General features: G+C 45.4%; 17 protein-coding genes, 1 tRNA gene and 1 pseudogene. 9 read left to right on the forward strand and 10 right to left on the reverse strand.

The window, feature by feature from the left end; translation table 11 throughout:
- Window positions 1–4: 4 nt before the first annotated feature.
- From M4I31_RS18550 to M4I31_RS18560, 3 genes are read right to left on the reverse strand one after another with little or no spacing between them, the layout of a single operon-like run.
- On the reverse strand, window positions 5–2,560 hold the full coding sequence (locus tag M4I31_RS18550) for a fimbrial outer membrane usher protein (RefSeq protein ID WP_085047706.1): 2,556 nt from the start codon (window positions 2,558–2,560) through the stop codon (window positions 5–7).
- On the reverse strand, window positions 2,544–3,302 hold the full coding sequence (locus M4I31_RS18555) for a fimbria/pilus periplasmic chaperone (protein ID WP_085047707.1): 759 nt from the start codon (window positions 3,300–3,302) through the stop codon (window positions 2,544–2,546). The genes M4I31_RS18550 and M4I31_RS18555 overlap by 17 nt, the downstream gene beginning before the upstream one ends.
- Before the next feature lie 60 nt (window positions 3,303–3,362).
- Window positions 3,363–3,899, reverse strand: coding sequence for a fimbrial protein (locus tag M4I31_RS18560; protein ID WP_085047708.1), 537 nt, complete (start codon window positions 3,897–3,899; stop codon window positions 3,363–3,365).
- Window positions 3,900–4,364: 465 nt separating this feature from the next.
- On the opposite strand from M4I31_RS18560, the gene M4I31_RS18565 reads away from it, so the two are divergent.
- The 9 genes and pseudogenes from M4I31_RS18565 to M4I31_RS18605 all read left to right on the forward strand — a co-directional run.
- A complete protein-coding gene (locus M4I31_RS18565) occupies window positions 4,365–5,111 on the forward strand; it encodes a hypothetical protein (protein WP_085047709.1) in 747 nt (248 codons plus the stop codon).
- A 137-nt stretch (window positions 5,112–5,248) separates the two neighbouring features.
- Window positions 5,249–5,584 (forward strand): hypothetical protein, encoded by a 336-nt coding sequence (locus tag M4I31_RS18570; RefSeq protein WP_233638875.1) that lies wholly within the window; start codon window positions 5,249–5,251, stop codon window positions 5,582–5,584.
- Window positions 5,585–5,645: 61 nt separating this feature from the next.
- On the forward strand, window positions 5,646–7,208 hold the full coding sequence (locus M4I31_RS18575; RefSeq protein WP_085047711.1) for an EAL domain-containing protein: 1,563 nt from the start codon (window positions 5,646–5,648) through the stop codon (window positions 7,206–7,208).
- A 56-nt stretch (window positions 7,209–7,264) separates the two neighbouring features.
- Window positions 7,265–8,002 (forward strand): response regulator, encoded by a 738-nt coding sequence (locus tag M4I31_RS18580; RefSeq protein ID WP_085047712.1) that lies wholly within the window; start codon window positions 7,265–7,267, stop codon window positions 8,000–8,002.
- Complete coding sequence (locus M4I31_RS18585) at window positions 7,975–8,463, forward strand: hypothetical protein (protein WP_085047713.1); 489 nt, start codon at window positions 7,975–7,977, stop codon at window positions 8,461–8,463. Before M4I31_RS18580 ends, M4I31_RS18585 begins: the two co-directional genes overlap by 28 nt.
- Before the next feature lie 201 nt (window positions 8,464–8,664).
- Window positions 8,665–9,201, forward strand: coding sequence for an Ail/Lom family outer membrane beta-barrel protein (locus tag M4I31_RS18590; protein ID WP_085047714.1), 537 nt, complete (start codon window positions 8,665–8,667; stop codon window positions 9,199–9,201).
- Between the two features lie 234 nt (window positions 9,202–9,435).
- Window positions 9,436–9,792: a DUF4156 domain-containing protein gene (locus M4I31_RS18595; protein ID WP_071888110.1), complete on the forward strand. Its 357-nt coding sequence runs from the start codon at window positions 9,436–9,438 to the stop codon at window positions 9,790–9,792.
- Window positions 9,793–9,903: 111 nt separating this feature from the next.
- A complete protein-coding gene (locus M4I31_RS18600; protein ID WP_139815548.1) occupies window positions 9,904–10,533 on the forward strand; it encodes a hypothetical protein in 630 nt (209 codons plus the stop codon).
- A 281-nt stretch (window positions 10,534–10,814) separates the two neighbouring features.
- A pseudogene (locus tag M4I31_RS18605) lies at window positions 10,815–11,113 on the forward strand (tyrosine-type recombinase/integrase); the annotation flags it as partial.
- A gap of 14 nt (window positions 11,114–11,127) precedes the next feature.
- On the opposite strand, the gene M4I31_RS18610 reads toward M4I31_RS18605, so the two are convergent.
- The 7 genes from M4I31_RS18610 to M4I31_RS18640 all read right to left on the reverse strand — a co-directional run bounded on the left by M4I31_RS18610 (window position 11,128) and on the right by M4I31_RS18640 (window position 17,411).
- Window positions 11,128–11,203: transfer RNA gene (locus M4I31_RS18610), tRNA-Thr, on the reverse strand.
- Between the two features lie 203 nt (window positions 11,204–11,406).
- A complete protein-coding gene (locus M4I31_RS18615; protein ID WP_085047715.1) occupies window positions 11,407–11,871 on the reverse strand; it encodes an isoprenylcysteine carboxylmethyltransferase family protein in 465 nt (154 codons plus the stop codon).
- A 114-nt stretch (window positions 11,872–11,985) separates the two neighbouring features.
- The gene (locus tag M4I31_RS18620; protein WP_085047773.1) at window positions 11,986–13,434 is read right to left on the reverse strand and encodes an EAL domain-containing protein; all 1,449 of its coding nucleotides are present in this window, start codon (window positions 13,432–13,434) and stop codon (window positions 11,986–11,988) included.
- Window positions 13,435–13,775: 341 nt separating this feature from the next.
- Window positions 13,776–14,246, reverse strand: coding sequence for a hypothetical protein (locus M4I31_RS18625; RefSeq protein ID WP_038637718.1), 471 nt, complete (start codon window positions 14,244–14,246; stop codon window positions 13,776–13,778).
- A complete protein-coding gene (locus tag M4I31_RS18630; protein WP_085047716.1) occupies window positions 14,221–14,958 on the reverse strand; it encodes a winged helix-turn-helix domain-containing protein in 738 nt (245 codons plus the stop codon). Before M4I31_RS18630 ends, M4I31_RS18625 begins: the two co-directional genes overlap by 26 nt.
- A gap of 141 nt (window positions 14,959–15,099) precedes the next feature.
- The gene (locus M4I31_RS18635) at window positions 15,100–15,798 is read right to left on the reverse strand and encodes a fimbria/pilus periplasmic chaperone (protein WP_038637713.1); all 699 of its coding nucleotides are present in this window, start codon (window positions 15,796–15,798) and stop codon (window positions 15,100–15,102) included.
- The gene (locus M4I31_RS18640; RefSeq protein ID WP_085047717.1) at window positions 15,795–17,411 is read right to left on the reverse strand and encodes a fimbrial protein; all 1,617 of its coding nucleotides are present in this window, start codon (window positions 17,409–17,411) and stop codon (window positions 15,795–15,797) included. The genes M4I31_RS18635 and M4I31_RS18640 overlap by 4 nt, the downstream gene beginning before the upstream one ends.

The following is a 17,411-nucleotide window of genomic DNA, read 5'->3' on the forward strand; positions in this document are numbered from 1 at the left end:
GAGACTATTCCCTCTCGCAGGTCGTTGTAAGATAAATCACGTTTTCAGGCGAATGCAGATCGAACTGGTAGGGCACATGGCAACGTCGATCGGTCCCTTTTCCCCAACGCACCAGCAATGAGCCTGAAGGAGTGCTGATACGGGCATAAACCTGCCCACCCTGCCCGACCATCCCAATGACAGCTCCTTCGCTGTTAATGACCTCGGCCCCCATCGGCGGAACGCCGCCATCCGCCATTTTCACCGCGATAAGCACCGCTTTGCCGGTAATTGTGGAGAAGTTCACCCGCGCGATCGCGCCGGCATAGGGAACAACTTGTTGGCTTCCCCCCGTCAGTTCAGCATCGCTGCGCATCTGGCGAGTATCGAGAGAGACGTTGTTGCGACGATACGGAGATAGCGCAGGTAAAATGGCGTAACCGAAACTGTCGATTACCGCTCCCTGACCGTTCTGGACGACTGCGCCCTGCGCGCCATCGGCGTGAATTAATGCAAAGGTGTCGCTGGCGTAAGGACCGAGCGTCACGCCACCGGAATGCAGCACCAGGGTCCCGGAGGAGCCCAGTGCCACCTGCCGATAGTCCTTTCCCTGGTCGTAGCCCGCACGCAGCGCGCCAAAACGGGTGTTTTGCTGAAAATTACCGCCGAAAGTCGTCGATGCCCCTTCATCCCCATTGCGATAGCGTTCATAGCCGCCATAAACAGACCAGGAGAGTTCGCTCTGCTCGCCACGGGTCCCGGTCATCGACAGGGTTGAAGAGTGATTCGCGCGCGACTGGTTATAGTTCATCGCCACGGATGTCGGGCTGTCACCCCAGTCAAAGGGAATGGAGAGAGTAAAAGACAGCGTCGTCTCGGTATATTTTTGCCGCTGGCTCAGATCCTGCGGTTCGTTAACGCTGCGGTAGAAGCGGCCATAGTCCCAGGTGGAACGCTGCCTGGCGAGGTTGAATCCATAACTCACTTTTCGCCACTGGTTGCTGTAGCCTAGCTGCAACTGCGTGATCCGCGACTGATTATGGTAGTAATCAGCGGTACTGGCGCTGAGATTGAGCGTACCTGAATGGCCTAAGGGCTGGCTGACGGTCGCAGAAAGGCGTTGACGTTGATGCAGCGTATCAGAGTAGTAATCAATGCCGTTTTGCTCCTGTCGGCGTACGCCAAATACATCCTCCAAATCGCGGAATCCACCGGTTGAGTAGCGATAGGCCGCCAGCACCAGATTAGTACCAGTGGAAAAAGTCTTGCTATAGCTCAGTTCCGTACGCCAGCCCTGCTGGCGGTCATTATGCTCCACTCGCGCACCAGACCAGGTGGCGTTCATACCAAATGCGCCGAAGCGGGTCGCCCATACGCCGCCGACCAGCCAGGCCTGATAATCATGCGCCAGCCGCGATCCGAGGTTAAGAGTGAGGTTATTATTCACCCCGTGCTGCAGCGTCCCCTCAAGAAAGCGGTTGTCGATGCGGTAATATTGGCGGACCTTGCCAAGAGCGAAAGAGTAGTGCCAGTTGCCTGGTCGTACTGAGTCGGGAACCGCAGAATAAGGCACGGTAAAACGCGATACTTTTCCGTTAGCCTCAATCACTTCAACCTGCAAATCTCCCTGATAACGGGTGTTGTAAAGATCGTCAATAGAGAACGGTCCAGGCGGAACATGGGTTTCATAGATCACTTTGTCCAGCTGTTTGACGACCACCCGCGCGCTGCTTGCCGCCACGCCGCGTACTTCAGGCGCATAGCCGCGTTTACCCTGCGGCCACATGCGCTCATCCGTGGCGAGTTTCATGCCATTAAACGACAAGCTACCGAATAAACTGGAGTCAGTGTAGTTATCGCCAAACGTCAGGATGCTGTCGATTGCGGCGAGTGGTCGCTGCACCCAACTGCGTACGCGATTGTAATGCCAGTCGCTTCCGCTCTGATTGCTGTCGGCATAGCGCAGGTTACCCTGATGGCGGAGCTGCCACAGTCCGATGTTGCTGCCAATGTTGATACCGCTCCACAAATACTGGTAGCGGAAGTGCTGGCTGGTGTTGTCAGTGTGGGTCCAGTTAGTGTTATGGCGTAAAAACAGAGCCAATGCGCCGCTGTCCCACTGCGAAGGCGGAAGATAGCCGCGCGGCCTGTGCATCAACTCGTTCATCGGCAGCGTAAGCCTGAGCTGTAGCGTCGCGCTATCAAATTGCCATTCGCCTCGGGATACCCATTCCCTTAGCGGACGACAGCTATTTGGAGGTGCTTTATCCGGGAGCGATTTTACCCGAGCAGCCTGCATCAGCGAGAACGGAAGGCAAGGCTCCGTGCGTTGTCCACCATTGACTGGATTAAAGCGTATCTTTGCGCCGGATTTTAGCAGCGAGCCATTGACCATAACATCAACCAGATACTCTCCGGCGGGCGTGCCGGGACCGTTAACGCTCGCCATACCTTGTCCGTAAGCCGTCCCCTGTAGAAGAGAAGGATCAAAATAGTATTCTTCGCCAAATGCCTGACCGGAGCAGACTACGGCTAAGATAACGAAGATATTTTTGCGACAGAATTTAACCTTCGGCGACATGATAACGCTCGCTTATCCTTGCTCCCTGGTCGTTAACCAACGTCACGATGACGGTACCGTTAAGCGAGTTGGCGCTGAATTTCCCAGGTATCCAGAAAGTACGGCTGGAGAAAGGTGGAATCATTTCGACATTGAGCTGACGTGATACACCACTTGCCGTCACGCTCAGGTTGCTGAGGGACGCATACCATGGCTGCGGGTTGCTGATGACAATACCGGCACCTTTTCGGGCATTACGCACCACGGTAACGTGCAGCTTTTTAGCCAGATTGCCCGGTGAACCAATCCCTTCCGGCCGGTAAAAAAGTTTTATCCGCGTGCGTAACATCACCAGCACTTTATTCTGCTGACGGCCGCCAATATTGGCCGGCGGTACTTGCAACGCGTTGAACCAGAAGACAGATTCACGATCGTTCGGTAACGCTTTACTCTGGCTGTACACCACGCGCACCACCTGCCCTGCTTTTGGCTGGATACGAAATACCGGCGGCGTAGCGATAAAAGGAATGCCGCTCGCATTCTCTGGCCCAATACGCATATCACCATTGTCAAACCAGGTTTGTACGACGTAGGGAAAGTCATCGTTATTTTTTAGCTGTACATCGACAGAGGGTATGGTCGACGGATAGATAATCCGACTGCCTACAATGGTGACGCTGGCCCATGACATGGCAACGGGAAGGAGCAGGACTAGCAGCACCATCAGATAGCGCAGCCCTGAACGGGTAGCATCCTTTTTCATTGCAACAACTCCATTGCTATCAAAAGGGTCCGACGACAAGCACCGGACCTGGAAGCGTTTTTACAGGTAGGAAACGGCGTACTGGAGAGTGGCTTCGACCGTACCAGCCGATGCCGCGCCGGTGGCGTAATACTGCGCAGTATAGGTGGCGCTGGCTTCTGTCTCTCCCGGCTTCAACTGCAGATCGCCTTCACCTTTGAAGCCGTTGGTCAGGTTGATAACTTTCTCAGCCGTATCGAGAATTTGGACTTCAACATTGGCGGCGTCCCCGGTATTTCCAAGATTACCGTTGCTGGTCACCTGGTTACCGACAAAGACGGTAGAGATTTTGGTCGGTATATCGGCATTACTCGTACAGCCAGTGAGACCAATATCAAATGTCACCTGACCTGCGGTATTTCCGCCTTTCGCCAGTTCTTTTGCACTCACCGTCGGCAGAATAACTACTGGTTTTGCCTGATTACCGTTAATCGCTACAGAACAGGTTTCATCGGAAACTTCACCGCGAAAGGTAATGGTATTATTGGACATCGCAAACGTACTGGTAGAAATAAAAAGTGAGGCTGTGAGTAAAGCCAGATTAGTTTTCTTGAACATGGTCGTTTATTCCTTGATTACTATTTACTTTCAACTAACGCTACTCGCTCTGTGAATAACACAGATAAAGCAAACATCCTTTGGTTGAGGAAAAACAAAAATATCATCTCGCTGGGCGATTTTTATTGCGCGCCCTCTGTCACAAGACGCATAGCGACTGACGTTATACCCCAACGGCGCTATCATGTTTTAGGGCTAATCTTAGAAATCATTTTCAGAAAAGAGCTTCCTTGCATGCTGAATAACCCTTACATTTTTCTTACTCACCTGACGCACTGAAATTCATAAATTCAAAACCAGGTAAGAAAAATTCATAAAGCACAAATAACCACATGATTTAAAATGAAATTAACCACCAACATAAATGTCATAGCAAAAAACTGAAGATGCAAAGCGGGATGAAATCCCTCTGCTCCATGTTAATATACAAAGCGACAGAGAAATGTATAAAAGATCGGGTTTGACATGGATGAGAAATCGTTACTAATAGATAAAAAGGTGATATTTGATAGCGCCAGAATGACATTAACCAACGGTGATAAAATCATTAAAATTTCAGAATCGGAGACAAATTTACTCCTGGCGTTTTATCGCGGGATATATAAAAAAGAAGATATTATTAATTTTGTCTGGAAGAACCGTGCGGGTTGTGTTTCCGAATCAAGTTATTACAAGCTCATTAACCTGATGCGAAATAAATTTGATCTTGTTGGCCTGAATGCAGCAGATATTGTTACACGGCCACGAATTGGCGTAACGTTATCATTGGCGTTAGATCCAATCGAAAAAGATCCTACACCAGCATGCGAAAACGTCGGAGATGCCGGGCGTGAAAAAGATAGTCAACAGGTTCACATTACGGACGTTAAAAAGATTGCAGCGAAAATACGCCTTCTCATCCTGACCATTATACTGCTGCTGTTAACGGGGATTGCGATGCTTTTTCAGCATGCGCCAGCGCAAAATAAATACAACAGCAGCTTCAGGATGCTTGGCGATGAGGATGGGTACATCTTCTTTAAGATGGCTAACGATAAAGTAACATTTAAGGAGGTGGCTTCGGCTTATAAAACCCTGACATTGCCGCTATGTAGCCAGAACGGTCATTATCTTTATTACCTTCGGGAGCCGAACATGAATCTTTTTTTGCAATGTCTGAATCCTGTCGAAACGGCGGTACCTAAATGCATTACCATCAAAGAACGTTACTAATCATCCTGAGCGGTCTGCTCTGTGGATTTATCATCCTGGTAACGCAGATATATCAAGGAGCCAGGCACGATACGGAAGAAGTGCGTAATCTTATTTGCACTGCCAAATCAAATATTTATATAAAACCGAGAGAGCTCATGCTGAACGGAACTCTGGTGCTGGACCTTAAGTCGAACCGAATTGCCATTCATTATGCCGTGCAGGATCAACAGCGGGAGCAGCACTTATTCTTTCAGGATGTCGCAATCACCCCACTTAACCGCACCGGCATGAAAACCTACACCTTTCGGGTTAAAGCCGTGCACAGATTTAATTCTGATACGACAGGCGATATGTTTTCCTGGCTGCGAATCCTGCAACCGGCAACAGTGAATGAGCTGACGATAAACAAAATCGGTCAGAGAGCCTATCTTTTTTCCCTGAACCGGCAGATCTATAATTTCTGCACAACGAGTGGCAGCGCTAAAGCATAATGAGTGTTGCGGCCATGGATACAAAACCACACTTCCATTGGTGTGTGAGAGGCAACGCCCAGTGAAACTAAAGCTATCTTTTGTGATTTATGCAGTGCTTGTACCACTGGTCATTATGATTGTATTAGCATTGCTGGTCTGCGTGCTGCAGTTTAAACAGGATGTCGCACTAAGTGCGAATACCTTATTACGTTTTAGTAACGATGTGTCAACCGCCTCATGGCGGGTCACCGAGAAGACCGTAAAATTAGCGGACAAGCCCTGTACTGAAATGCTGTCGGAGCTTAATCGTACCCGTGCCTTTACCCCTTATATCCGCGATATTGGTCTGGTGGAAAACGGCAATCTGCTCTGTTCCTTTGTTACCCGGGAGCAGGCGCACCCTTTTCCTCTGCCGCCAGGTAAAACGCTTCCGACGCCGTTACCTGACAGATGGGTCCGCTCATTCGGCTTGATGGCCGGAGGACCTGGCAGGCCCGCTGTGGTTTATACGGAGCAGGTGACGACGGATAAAGCGGCGTTTGTCATCGTCGATTCTCGATATATTCAGGAATTGATGGATGTCCTCGCAGAGGAAAGAGCCGCCTTGTTCAGCCTGCGGTTTGGCGAGGGTGATACGATTATCAGCCAACCAGCGCAGCGTGACAGCATAGTGATGACCCAGCATTTCGCCACCGCCGACGGAAAGATTTCGCTTGCCGTTGCCGCATCTCTCACGACATTGACGACTCTGTGGATGAAATCTCTCCTTATCTTCATCCCTCTCTCGCTTTGCTTCTCATTTATGACCCTTTTTCTTTACCGGCAATGGGCCCAGAAACGGCTATCCATGGCCCGAGAAATCACCCGCGGTATGAAACATGGGCAGTTCACCGTGCATTATCAACCTGTATTTAACGTCAGCCGCGGTAATTGTGGCGGCGTGGAGGCATTAATGCGCTGGCCCCTTCCGGATGGACGTTCAATTACGCCCGACATCTTCATCACCGCAGCAGAAAACGAAGGCATGATCGTTCCGCTTTCGCGTCACTTATTTGAACTCATCGCACAGGATGTCGCACGGTGGCAGGTTGCCGAAGATTTTTATATTAGCGTAAATATTTCACCTGAACATTTGATGCATGAGAGTTTTATTGCCGATGTTGAGTCGCTACTCACAAGCTTAGGGAAACTGCGCCTCATGCTGGAACTCACCGAACGCAGCCTAATTATCCAACCGGCTTTAGTGTCAGATAAGCTCATGCAGTTGCGTGAAAAAGGGGTACTGATAGCGATTGACGATTTTGGTACCGGCTACTGCTCGCTATCTTATCTCCAACAGCTTCCGGTTGATTATCTGAAAATCGATCGTTCTTTTGTCGATACGATTGATACCAGCGGCAGCGACGTGCCCATCCTGGATACCATTATTATGCTGAGTCAAAAGCTGGGGCTTAATATCGTTGCGGAAGGCGTCAGTTCAGAACATCAGCTATGCTATATCCTCGATCATAATGTAGGTTTTATGCAGGGCTATCTTTATGCAAAGCCAATGAGTTCGTCTGATTTTACGACCTGGCTTGATACGCATGCCAATGAGCAAAATGAAAGGATTAAAAGTAAAAACCGTTCAATAGATCGGTAGTCACTGAGGTAACATAATGGTTTAACCAGAACGACTCATTCTTAGCAGAAGGCCCTATGAGTAAAAAGAAGTACCTAATTGATAAGAAAGTCATTCTTGATTGTGAGCGGATGACCTTATCATGCGATCGCGAAAGCTTAAAAATATCTGAATCCGAATGCAATTTGCTCCTTGCTTTTCATCAGGGGCTCTTCAAAAAAGATGATCTAATTGCCTGGGTGTGGGGACGAAAAGGTGTGGTGGTTTCCAGTGCCAGCTATTACAAATTAATCAATCAATTACGCGGTTCGTTCGAAAAAATCGGCCTTCCTGCTTCTGCAATATTAACGCGCCCTAAGGTTGGCGTGACGCTCTCGATAACAATCGAACCACTGCCTGATGAATCAATACACACAACGCAAAATAGAGCCAGTGATATTGTTGCGCCAGTTGCAGAATCCTTGTCTGAGCCAAAGAAATCCTCGCAGCCAGTTTCGAACTGGAAAGAGTGGTTATTTTTAATCTGCGCAATGATGTTCCTGCTGGTGGTGATTTATCTATATAGCAAACGCCATCCAGACTACTTTTCTGAGTTGGGTACCTATAACGGATATACCTTTTATGGTGTTACTGAAGATAATCGTTCTCTCGAGGACGCTGTGGGGGCTTTTTCCGAACTGAGTCAGCAAGTGTATAAACAAAACGGCAATTTTATTTATTATATTCGCGTTCCTAATACCAATATTTTTGTTCAGTGTTTGAATCAACTTAATGTTTCGGAGCCCAAATGCATTACTATCAAAGAACGGTATTAAGGAGCATTACGCTGCTTATTTTCGCAGCAGCTTTTGTGCTGCTGATTTTACAGGCACGCCAGCAGCGCAATCCCTTGTTAGTTGCCGATTCATTTTTATGTACCACCAAAACGGTAACGTCAGTACTGCCTGGCAATTTTCTTGCTGACGGCAATATCGTCCTCGATTTCAAAAACAAACGTATTACTCTGCAATATGACATCATCACGAAAGAGCAGATAAAAAAAGTGTTGTATCGCGATGTATATATGAAGAATCTACAAATGCCTGGGCCAGGCATTTATACATTTGATGTTGATTCGGTAAAAGTATTTTCTACTGACACAGCTGGTGATTTTTTAGCACACTTTCGACTCTTACATCCTGATGCCGCCAATGAAATTCGAGTCACCAGGGTCGGTGAAAACACCTACTTGTACTCCATAAATCGACAAATATATAACGTATGCACTGCGCAATGAACAAACAAAACTGATTATAAATCTATTCATATCAATAAGTTACCACATCTTACTTTTTTTCTGAAATTGTCGGTAAAATTTATGTAAGACCATTTTCATAACTTTACTCGACTTTTCTGGTTATATTGCTGCCGCAATCATCCTTCTACGGTCATTGCTTATATAAGCATTGATATTTTCATCAACAACAAGGAGCTTTAGATGCAGCGTATTTTTTCGTCATGGATTATGGCAGCATTATTCATTTTTCCCTCATTAGCCTTAGCAATGGAAAATCACACCCTCTCGCTTGGCTATGCCCAAACGCATCTTAGTGCGTTAAACAAATCTGCAAGTAAAGATCTTCACGGGCTCAATCTAAAATACCGTTATGAGTTTAATTCTGAATGGGGTATTTTGACCTCTCTCACTGCAACTCGTCATGACGTACAAAATTACAGTTGGGATGCAGGGAAATTGCATAAAGATGGAGATAACACAACTAGTTATAGTTCGTTTATGATAGGGCCGACCTACCGAATTAATGATTATGTTAGTTTATATGGAAATGTAGGCATGGCTGGGATGAAGACCAAGAACCATGATAATCAGTCTTCTTCAGAAGATGCTTTTGCCTATGGAGCAGGTCTTATTTTAAATCCATTCGCTAATCTTTCCCTGGATCTATCGTGGGAGACAGCTAAGTTACTTTTCGTTGATACAAACACATTTGGCGTAAGCGTAGGGTATCGTTTTTAATAATTAAAGAAGCCTCAGTTTATGGCAAGGAACTCCTATACAGAAAATAGAGCCTTATATTTATAGAAAGAAACGTTATAATTTACTTAAATATCTGTATGAATTATTTTTATGAGCCATACTCCTTTAAAATTCCGGGGTAGGACAATTTATTACCAGTACAATGTGCCTCAACACCCGATAGTTTTAGCAGCATATTGAATTATTTTTAGCTAAATTTATTAAGGAGCTAACATGAAAAAAAAATTAGTTTTTTTAACTTCTCTTATGCTAACAGCTTGCAGTGCTAATTCACTACAGCACGGCGCTGAGGGTGTGCGTGTAACACATAACGAACCGAATGCCTCATGCACCTATTTAGGTGATGTCACCGGTAGCCAGGGAAATTTTTTCACGGGTGGATGGACATCAAACAGCAACCTGGAAACGGGGGCCCGTAACGATCTAAAAAATAAAGCCTGGAGAATGGGGGGGAACGTCGTGGTACTTTTAACGCAAAGGGCGGGACAAACCGGAAGTACCTATCGTGGCTCAGGCTCAAGCCAGCAAACCAATGTGACATTGAGCGGTACAGTTTATCGGTGCCCATGATTTTAACAAAGCTCTGATTCTAACGCAGGTAGCGAAGCTGAAGCTACGTTACCTGTTTATTCAAGCGTTCTTTATTAACCCTATCGCGAAGTGATTAAAAGAGGTTTCATAGTGTCATCATCAGTACCGAGGAAGATGTTTAACGCTGACGGTTGTTCTCGTTGCCCTGTCGATGATGTAAATCTGTTCGAGAGTGAGCCCGATATCACGAGACAAACTGCCGTCTGGCCCGAGACAAATCCCTTATTCATTGATTCTATTTATCACCTTATAAACAGAAATACAAAAATGCCCGAAGGTGTTCTGTTTGTTGACTTCAGTAGAGATAATATTGCGTATTTTATTGATGAAGACTGGATGGTAAGCTTAAAAAAAACGAGGATGCGTATCGTGCTGGTCATCGATAGTTTCATGAAACCAATAGCCCAATATTGGTATGCCAGGTATCCTGACATAGCGTTACTTCCCGTAACAAGCGAAGGGATAACAACTTTCTTACACAATTTAGATCGTATTCTGGATGGGGAAAACATTGTGCTCAATGGTGTTACCGCCGTAACAGAAAATGAAATTCTTGTATTACGTAAGCAGATAGCAGGAAAGTCTATCAGAACAATGGCTTTTATTCTGAATTGTTCATTAAAGAACGTCTATAATTATCATTATTCTTTATGTAAAAAACTGGGGAATTTACCAAATCTGAAAAAACTATTTATTAACCATTTTCATCACTACTATTAGGAAAACACGCAGCCTGATTGTTTACGTTCCCTTGTATATCAGCATCGATCGATGCGCAATTTGATGCCGTAAATCTGGAAGCTTTTTCAGATTCAGTCCCGTCCCCGAGGATGCTATTATTTTCAGCACACTGATTTCTCCATGCAGAAAACGTATACCCAGCTCAACTCCTTTTAGTTAACTTGCGGCTAAACGACTATTTTTCTCGAACACACTTTCAATGTATTTCCCATAGTTGTTCAAACTAAATCCTCAGTCGTCCCTATGGAAGTGGGATTAAAGAGGTCAGGAAAATGAGGAACGACGCGAACACAGCGTGGAGGGCGACGTTAAGTAGAGCAGGAATTGAAAACTTCCGCTTCCACGATTTGCGGCACACATGGACAAGCTGGCTTGCCCAGTTCCGCTATCAGCGCCTCAGGAAATAGAAGGATGGAAGAGCATTGAAATGGTTAAGCATTATGCTCATCTGGCCCCCGATCGGCTGACGCAGCATGCGATGCAAATTGATTCATTTCCGACAGGAAATGACACAAATACGGCACAAGACACGTTTGCAGACTTTGTGAATATCGCGTGAAGCCGCGTGATTACTGGTGCCGATAAGAGGAGTCGAACCTCCGACCTTCGCATTACGAATGCGCTGCTCTACCAACTGAGCTATATCGGCCCTGAAAAGGACATGTCCACGAATGTGAACACGGGGTAGAAGGTTAAAACTAACCGGGCGATGCGTCAATGGCCTTGTGAATCAAACGCCTATTTTTGCATCACCCGGATTCAATTACGCACGAATCGTGCCATCACCCGCTACGGCGGAACGCGCTCAGCGCTTTCCGTGTTCGCGATTGCGCGTTATTACATCAGACATTTCTATAACCAACGACGAACCCGTTGCTCATAGCGTTCCCATTCCGGCCCGAAATGGTTTCGCAGCTGTTCTTCTTCAAAATCGATATGCAATCTGGCTATCACCAGCATAAATAATGGTACAGCCAGTATCCCGGCGAGGCTGCCGACGTAGAAAGCGAAGGCCAACTGGAGTCCGCTCATTCCAAGGTAAATAGGGTTGCGGCTCCAGGCGTAACAACCTTCGGTAACAAGCGTGGTCGTTCTTTCCGTATGAAGCGGGTTCAGCGTCGTGCGTTTCATCCTCATCTGCCACACAGTATGCAGTGCTACCGCCAGACTAACACAGGCCAGCAATAGGCTTACGACGATATTCACAGCGCCGAACGTAAAACGCGGGGTCGCCGTCAACGCATCCATGACAAGAAATAATACTAAGATGAGCGGTGGCGGAAACCATACTCTTACTTTTGTCAGAAATGTACGCATGGTGAAGGGCTAACCTCAAAACTTTTGTATTGAACATTAATACAGTTATGAATAACCCTTTTAGGATAAACAAACAAACGATGCATCGCTCAGAACAGCAAACCTTCTTGAGATCTAGGTTGAGAAAGTTGAACCAGATACAGGTTCATACAAACTAACAGAGTGCTCGTAATACCGGATAAAATCACTAAATGTCACTGGCGGTAAAAATTGATAGCCTTGCAGGTAATCAACTCTCTGTTTTTCCAGCCATTGCTGTTGAAAGTCATGTTCAACGCCCTCCGCCACTACGCGTAGCCCTAAAAGCCCGGAAAGATGAATAATTGACTCAAGCATAGGAATATGTTGCTCAACCTCTTTAATAGCCTTAATGAATGTTTTATCAATCTTGATTACATCCAGGTCTAACTCATTGAGATAACAGAGGTTAGCGTAACCGGTCCCAAAATCATCTAAAGCAAACAGAACGCCTCTGTTTCGTAATGAACGAATAAGCTCTTTGATTGCTGGAGTGATTGTAAGCGTCTGATTTTCAGTTATTTCTATCATCAGTTTTATGGGTAATTTTTGCGTCATTTCCATAAAGTTAAGGCATTCCCAATAAAAGACAGGGTTACTTAAACCTGATGGGCTGACATTAAATGAGACAAATAAAGTGTTGTTGATCCCTAAACCTCCGCCGACGAAATCACGCGCAACGATGGTCATTAAATAGCTGGTCAACTCATTAATCAACCCACTTTTTTCTGCCAATGGAATAAACTCACGCTGAGAAATAGCGTAGTTATGCCCCTGTGGCCAACGAGCCAAAACCTCAACGCCGCAAACATCACCACTGGTATTTACTATGGGTTGAAAATAAGGAATTATTTCTTCATTCCTTATTGCCATGCTCAGTCGACTAGTATCTGAAACATCATACACCTCATCGTAAATCATATTCTCCGCTGTATTTCTTAGCGGTGAACTGTCTTCACGCAAGAAATTATTCCTGGTTAAAAAAATGATTGTTTCATTGAAATGAGAAAATCCGAGCCGAGTGGTAATTTTTTCCCGATATCGATATACTGACTTAATTGTCAGCGAGTTGGCAATACAAAAATCATGCAATCTTTCTTTAGTGAAAGAAGCATACAACATTTCTTCCTCAAACTCGGTTAAATAAAAAGTAAATAGTGGTGAACCTCTGTTGATTTCGGTTATCTCACCAGGTGCCAATAAATAATCTTTTAACTGAGAGATCACCTTCTCTGATAATTCCCATCCATTAATAAAAACAAACTCTTCATACCCCCGATTAACAGCCTGGTTTTCACTCATCCGAAGAACAATACAGCTCATATTGATGAACTGGGCACTATTTCTCTGGAGCCACTTCCTGACCAGGAATAATGGCAGTCGATTATCAATAACCAACACACAGGATGGATATTGTGGTATGACGGGTTGCGCTCCAGAAATATATGTGCGCGCATCAACCAGTACTAAATTTGGCAAAGACGCTTTTAACCCTGAGAAAAGGAAAATGTCATAACTGAGAAGAAAAGCCTTTTTCACATTCATAATTATCACCAACTTTAATTTATGGCATAGCAGGTCCCTCGTTTTATGCACGAGAGCATATACAACACCTTCGACCTCCAATAATTATAAGGCGGTGCGTGAGTTAACTTTTTCCATAAGTCATATTACACAGGTTAGGAATTTATGATTACAACTGTCCATATGAATATCCCCGTCAAATAGTAAGGCCATTTAAAATATTGAAAAAGGAAAATTCCCATTTTCTAATCAGAACAAATAAATTTACTCACTTTCACAACAAGACGAAACATAAAACCATAAAAAAGCAAAACAACAACATATGTAACTAAAAAAATTTGTAATACAATATATCAACTTTGTTAAGCAGCCCGACAAACCATAAGCGTACGTCGCAAATCTCTTATCCCATAAACATTTCCGGCGATACGGACAACCTTATAATAGAAAATATCCTGCCGTGACATAAGCAGCTCAGTAATTTCATCAGGGACATTATCATTTTTATTTTTAACAATAGCCACGCGGCGAGTCTGTCGGTATCCATCGTGATCTTTACCAATAAATTTCAGGACGACATTACGATCTACGGCATAATGTTTGCCCTGAATGACGAGACTTCCTACCTGAGATACTCGCCCTTCGGTGGCGGAAGATATCCGGAAGACAAGAAGGACTTCACCTTCAATTTTCACCCCCTGAGTTTGAGCTTCCAGATGCAGATAATTTTTGGCAGAACAAGTCAGCGTCTCAGGTTGCAGATGAAGGTAAAAATATACTGTTATCGCTGCAAGGAGGATCACCCCACTAATAAATATAGTTTTCGCATTCATGCGCAGCACCTCGTTTATCTAGCGAACAAACTCCAAGAAAGTTCTCTTTAAGAGAATTGCTTGCTGATAAATTATTATCATCATAGAAAACTATTGTTTTCTTACCGCTATGACAAACCGAATTTACTTTTCGCCACATATCAGAGGATAAGAATGCTTTCGTTTTATCAGCATTATTGTCATCTGCAGTATAAAGTTCACAATCACCTACTGTCCTGATGTAGATAAAATTCCTGGTACCTGTATTAAAAGTCTTCACGATAAAAAAAGTGCTTGCGATTAAAGCGATTAATAAAATGAGAACAAAAATTTTTACGTATTTCGCTTTTCTTGATGGAACTGCCATTTCCGTTTTAGGTACCAAGCGCCTGTCTTGATCCTCACTGGAGGATGTCGATGCGTCACGGACCGCAGCATGGAACAAAAATCCCTGTCTGGGCAATGTTTCAATGGGGTTCTCCGCCCCCAACTCGCTAAATGCTTTTCGTAAGACACTTATACTTTTATTAAGACTATGGCCGGATGGCACCATGCCATGCTTTTCCCATACTTCCTCAATGATAAATTCGCGGTGGAGCTGTTGATTTTTATGAGTAATGAGTAAATCAAGTAGTCTCGCTGTAGACGGCGAAAGAATTATTGTAGTATCGCCATGTTTCAGGCTTTTCCTGGTGGAATCGTACTCAACCTGATCATTAATTATACTTTTCATACAACCTGACTCTTAAATACCGTAATATTGAGTTCGGATGGCCAAAATTTCATCTACTCTGAGCTTATGACTGTATTTTATAAAGATACATACAGTATAGATTCAATATCTCATCATGACATATCCGATCAGATTCAATACTTACTCACGATTGAGTTTGAAGCACCCCTGCCCCACGGGTAGGTATTTCTGCAAGGCAACTATAAATTTTCTGTTTTGTGTTTTTAGTTGGCTACTACGCCAGGTTTCCCCCGGCAACACATAACGCATGGTGGCTTCATCATCGGTTGAGTTGCACCCCTGGTGTACGATGATTTTAAAAAAAGTATTCCCGGTGTTTTTCAGCGTTCCGTTAGCCTCATCAATGGTGTAGGTCAGATTTATTTTTCTCGGACGAACAACCAGTATGGTGTCCATAGCGATCACCGGGAGAGCCTGTCCCCCTTTTCCTTGATTACGCTCGGTAAACAGCGTGATCGGCATTTCACGAAACAGAATTCTATAATAACGCTCCTTATCATCCTGCGGTCCACGGTAGAAAATCTTAAAAAACTCACTCGCCTGCGGTGCCAGTGAGAAATTCAGCGGTGTAAACAGAAGTTCGCCTTCAGCAATGGCGCTTCTGTTTTCACCTCCCGGCCCCGGCTTATCAATTTTTACGGCGCTAATACTGTACAAATTCTGTTTGTGGCTATCGTTATAGATTCGCTTACTGATAAATGATTTATCCGATGGCATCTCATAGATGGTCGACTCCAGGTAGACAGCCTGTGCAGAGCATGCAGTCAGCCCACAAAAAAAGACAAATGCCCATCTAAGTGCGAAATGGTAGCGATTCATGGCGTGACGCCCACCCAATTCGCCGTCACTTTTATCTCTCCGCTGGCGCTGACGACACCTTCCCAGTCTGCTCCGGAAACGGTTAACAGCGAACGTGAATCATTCATGGGGAAAAGCAACTTCAAATCAGTCGTATAATAGCTTCCATCGTCATTGTTATTTGCATCCCAGGGCGTCTGTTGCCACTGCGCATCGCTCATGCTGATTGGTGCTTCACTGCAGCTATTTCGTTTCTGCACTACGCCCCCCGACTGGCTGTTGTACTGCAGAAAGGCGGGGATTGGGACGGATAGCCCGCCTTGCGTAGAGGTAAACAGGCAATAAGGCACACTATTGATCGTTGTACTATCCCCGATAACCTGGGCGGTAATGCTATCGGCCTGACGAGGGCCTGAGACGGTTACGGTGTAATCCATTTCTATAGGAGCGGCATCGCCAATCGTGCCACTGCCGCTCGCAGAAGCTGTGTTGTCCGAAGAGACAATACTGATTCCATACTCCTTCGGCACAATATTGAGCTGTAACGAAGGGGTAAACTGGTAGTGCCCTGACTCTGGTGTTAAGCCATTATAAAAACCGAAAGTAAACGGCTGACTGTTAGTAATACTGATCCCTGAATCGACGAGATTTTTCAGAAATACTTTCGACAGAAAAATATAAATATACTCCCCGGACGTGGTGAAAACGTTGTAATACGCTGTTGAAGAACCATAGTTATACCAGTTTGAGCCATTCCCGGAGTATCTCACGGTGGCCGCTCCGGGCGTAAAACCAAGCATCGCCGTGTCAACATAAGCGCGAAACGTCAGAGAGGGGGTCAGATTAGCCGTTTGTTGCAGGTTATAACTCACCATCTTGCAAATCACACCGTCTGTGCCGCCCACCACGCCAAGCTCACAATAACCAGAGTCTTTGGTGATGCTCGGCGTTCCGTCGCTGGCAACCCAAAGTTCCTGAAACGCATTAGTGGATTCAAGCGACAGATGCCCGCGTTTGGTCAACGTATAATTAACGTAATTCCATGATCCGGTCGACTGGTCTTTGCAACGCTGTCCGGAAGAATAATCATAATTTACAGACGTATAACAGCGGTTGAATACGTAGGTTTCGCTGCTACCGGTAGACACATTGCGAAAATACTCATAGGCAGTATCCGTCAGAGAGGCGAATCCGTAGGCTCCGCCAACAACGCCTGCGACAGAGCCCACCTGTGCATGATAAAACCCGTTATTGTCAGTTCCTTGCCCGGCAATAAACCCGGTCGATGGACACTGGGTTCCACTATAACAACGTATTCCCCGGAAAGGCCCATTAATCGGGGAATTATCAATCCACATATCCTGATAATAATTTCCGGGTGCAGTCCAGCCCACAAAACCTAAATATCCGAGACTGACCTGCGAGGTACCGTATTTTATCCACGTATTTGACCCGCTGAAGCGCGGATCAAGTGCCGATGGGGTAATAAAATATTCACCATCGATAGCATTTTCAATAAACAAATAATTATTGCTGACTGAGCCGGACGAGGAGGCTTTCAAAGCTAAAACAGGCAAAGGCGTAAAGCTTCCCACAGCACAGATTAAAATAGCCAACTTATTTAATACTTTCAT

This window comes from Citrobacter sp. XT1-2-2, from assembly GCF_023516235.1.
In the GTDB taxonomy this organism is placed as follows: domain Bacteria; phylum Pseudomonadota; class Gammaproteobacteria; order Enterobacterales; family Enterobacteriaceae; genus Citrobacter; species Citrobacter werkmanii.

Excerpts from the sequence above, each read along its gene's own strand:
- M4I31_RS18550 (WP_085047706.1), bottom strand. The coding sequence starts at position 2,560 with ATGTCGCCGAAGGTTAAATTCTGTCGCAAAAATATCTTCGTTATCTTA.
- M4I31_RS18555 (WP_085047707.1), bottom strand. The coding sequence starts at position 3,302 with ATGAAAAAGGATGCTACCCGTTCAGGGCTGCGCTATCTGATGGTGCTG.
- M4I31_RS18560 (WP_085047708.1), bottom strand. The coding sequence starts at position 3,899 with ATGTTCAAGAAAACTAATCTGGCTTTACTCACAGCCTCACTTTTTATT.
- M4I31_RS18565 (WP_085047709.1), top strand. The coding sequence starts at position 4,365 with ATGGATGAGAAATCGTTACTAATAGATAAAAAGGTGATATTTGATAGC.
- M4I31_RS18570 (WP_233638875.1), top strand. The coding sequence starts at position 5,249 with ATGCTGAACGGAACTCTGGTGCTGGACCTTAAGTCGAACCGAATTGCC.
- M4I31_RS18580 (WP_085047712.1), top strand. The coding sequence starts at position 7,265 with ATGAGTAAAAAGAAGTACCTAATTGATAAGAAAGTCATTCTTGATTGT.
- M4I31_RS18585 (WP_085047713.1), top strand. The coding sequence starts at position 7,975 with ATGCATTACTATCAAAGAACGGTATTAAGGAGCATTACGCTGCTTATT.
- M4I31_RS18590 (WP_085047714.1), top strand. The coding sequence starts at position 8,665 with ATGCAGCGTATTTTTTCGTCATGGATTATGGCAGCATTATTCATTTTT.
- M4I31_RS18595 (WP_071888110.1), top strand. The coding sequence starts at position 9,436 with ATGAAAAAAAAATTAGTTTTTTTAACTTCTCTTATGCTAACAGCTTGC.
- M4I31_RS18615 (WP_085047715.1), bottom strand. The coding sequence starts at position 11,871 with ATGCGTACATTTCTGACAAAAGTAAGAGTATGGTTTCCGCCACCGCTC.
- M4I31_RS18620 (WP_085047773.1), bottom strand. The coding sequence starts at position 13,434 with ATGAATGTGAAAAAGGCTTTTCTTCTCAGTTATGACATTTTCCTTTTC.
- M4I31_RS18625 (WP_038637718.1), bottom strand. The coding sequence starts at position 14,246 with ATGAATGCGAAAACTATATTTATTAGTGGGGTGATCCTCCTTGCAGCG.
- M4I31_RS18630 (WP_085047716.1), bottom strand. The coding sequence starts at position 14,958 with ATGAAAAGTATAATTAATGATCAGGTTGAGTACGATTCCACCAGGAAA.
- M4I31_RS18635 (WP_038637713.1), bottom strand. The coding sequence starts at position 15,798 with ATGAATCGCTACCATTTCGCACTTAGATGGGCATTTGTCTTTTTTTGT.
- M4I31_RS18640 (WP_085047717.1), bottom strand. The coding sequence starts at position 17,411 with ATGAAAGTATTAAATAAGTTGGCTATTTTAATCTGTGCTGTGGGAAGC.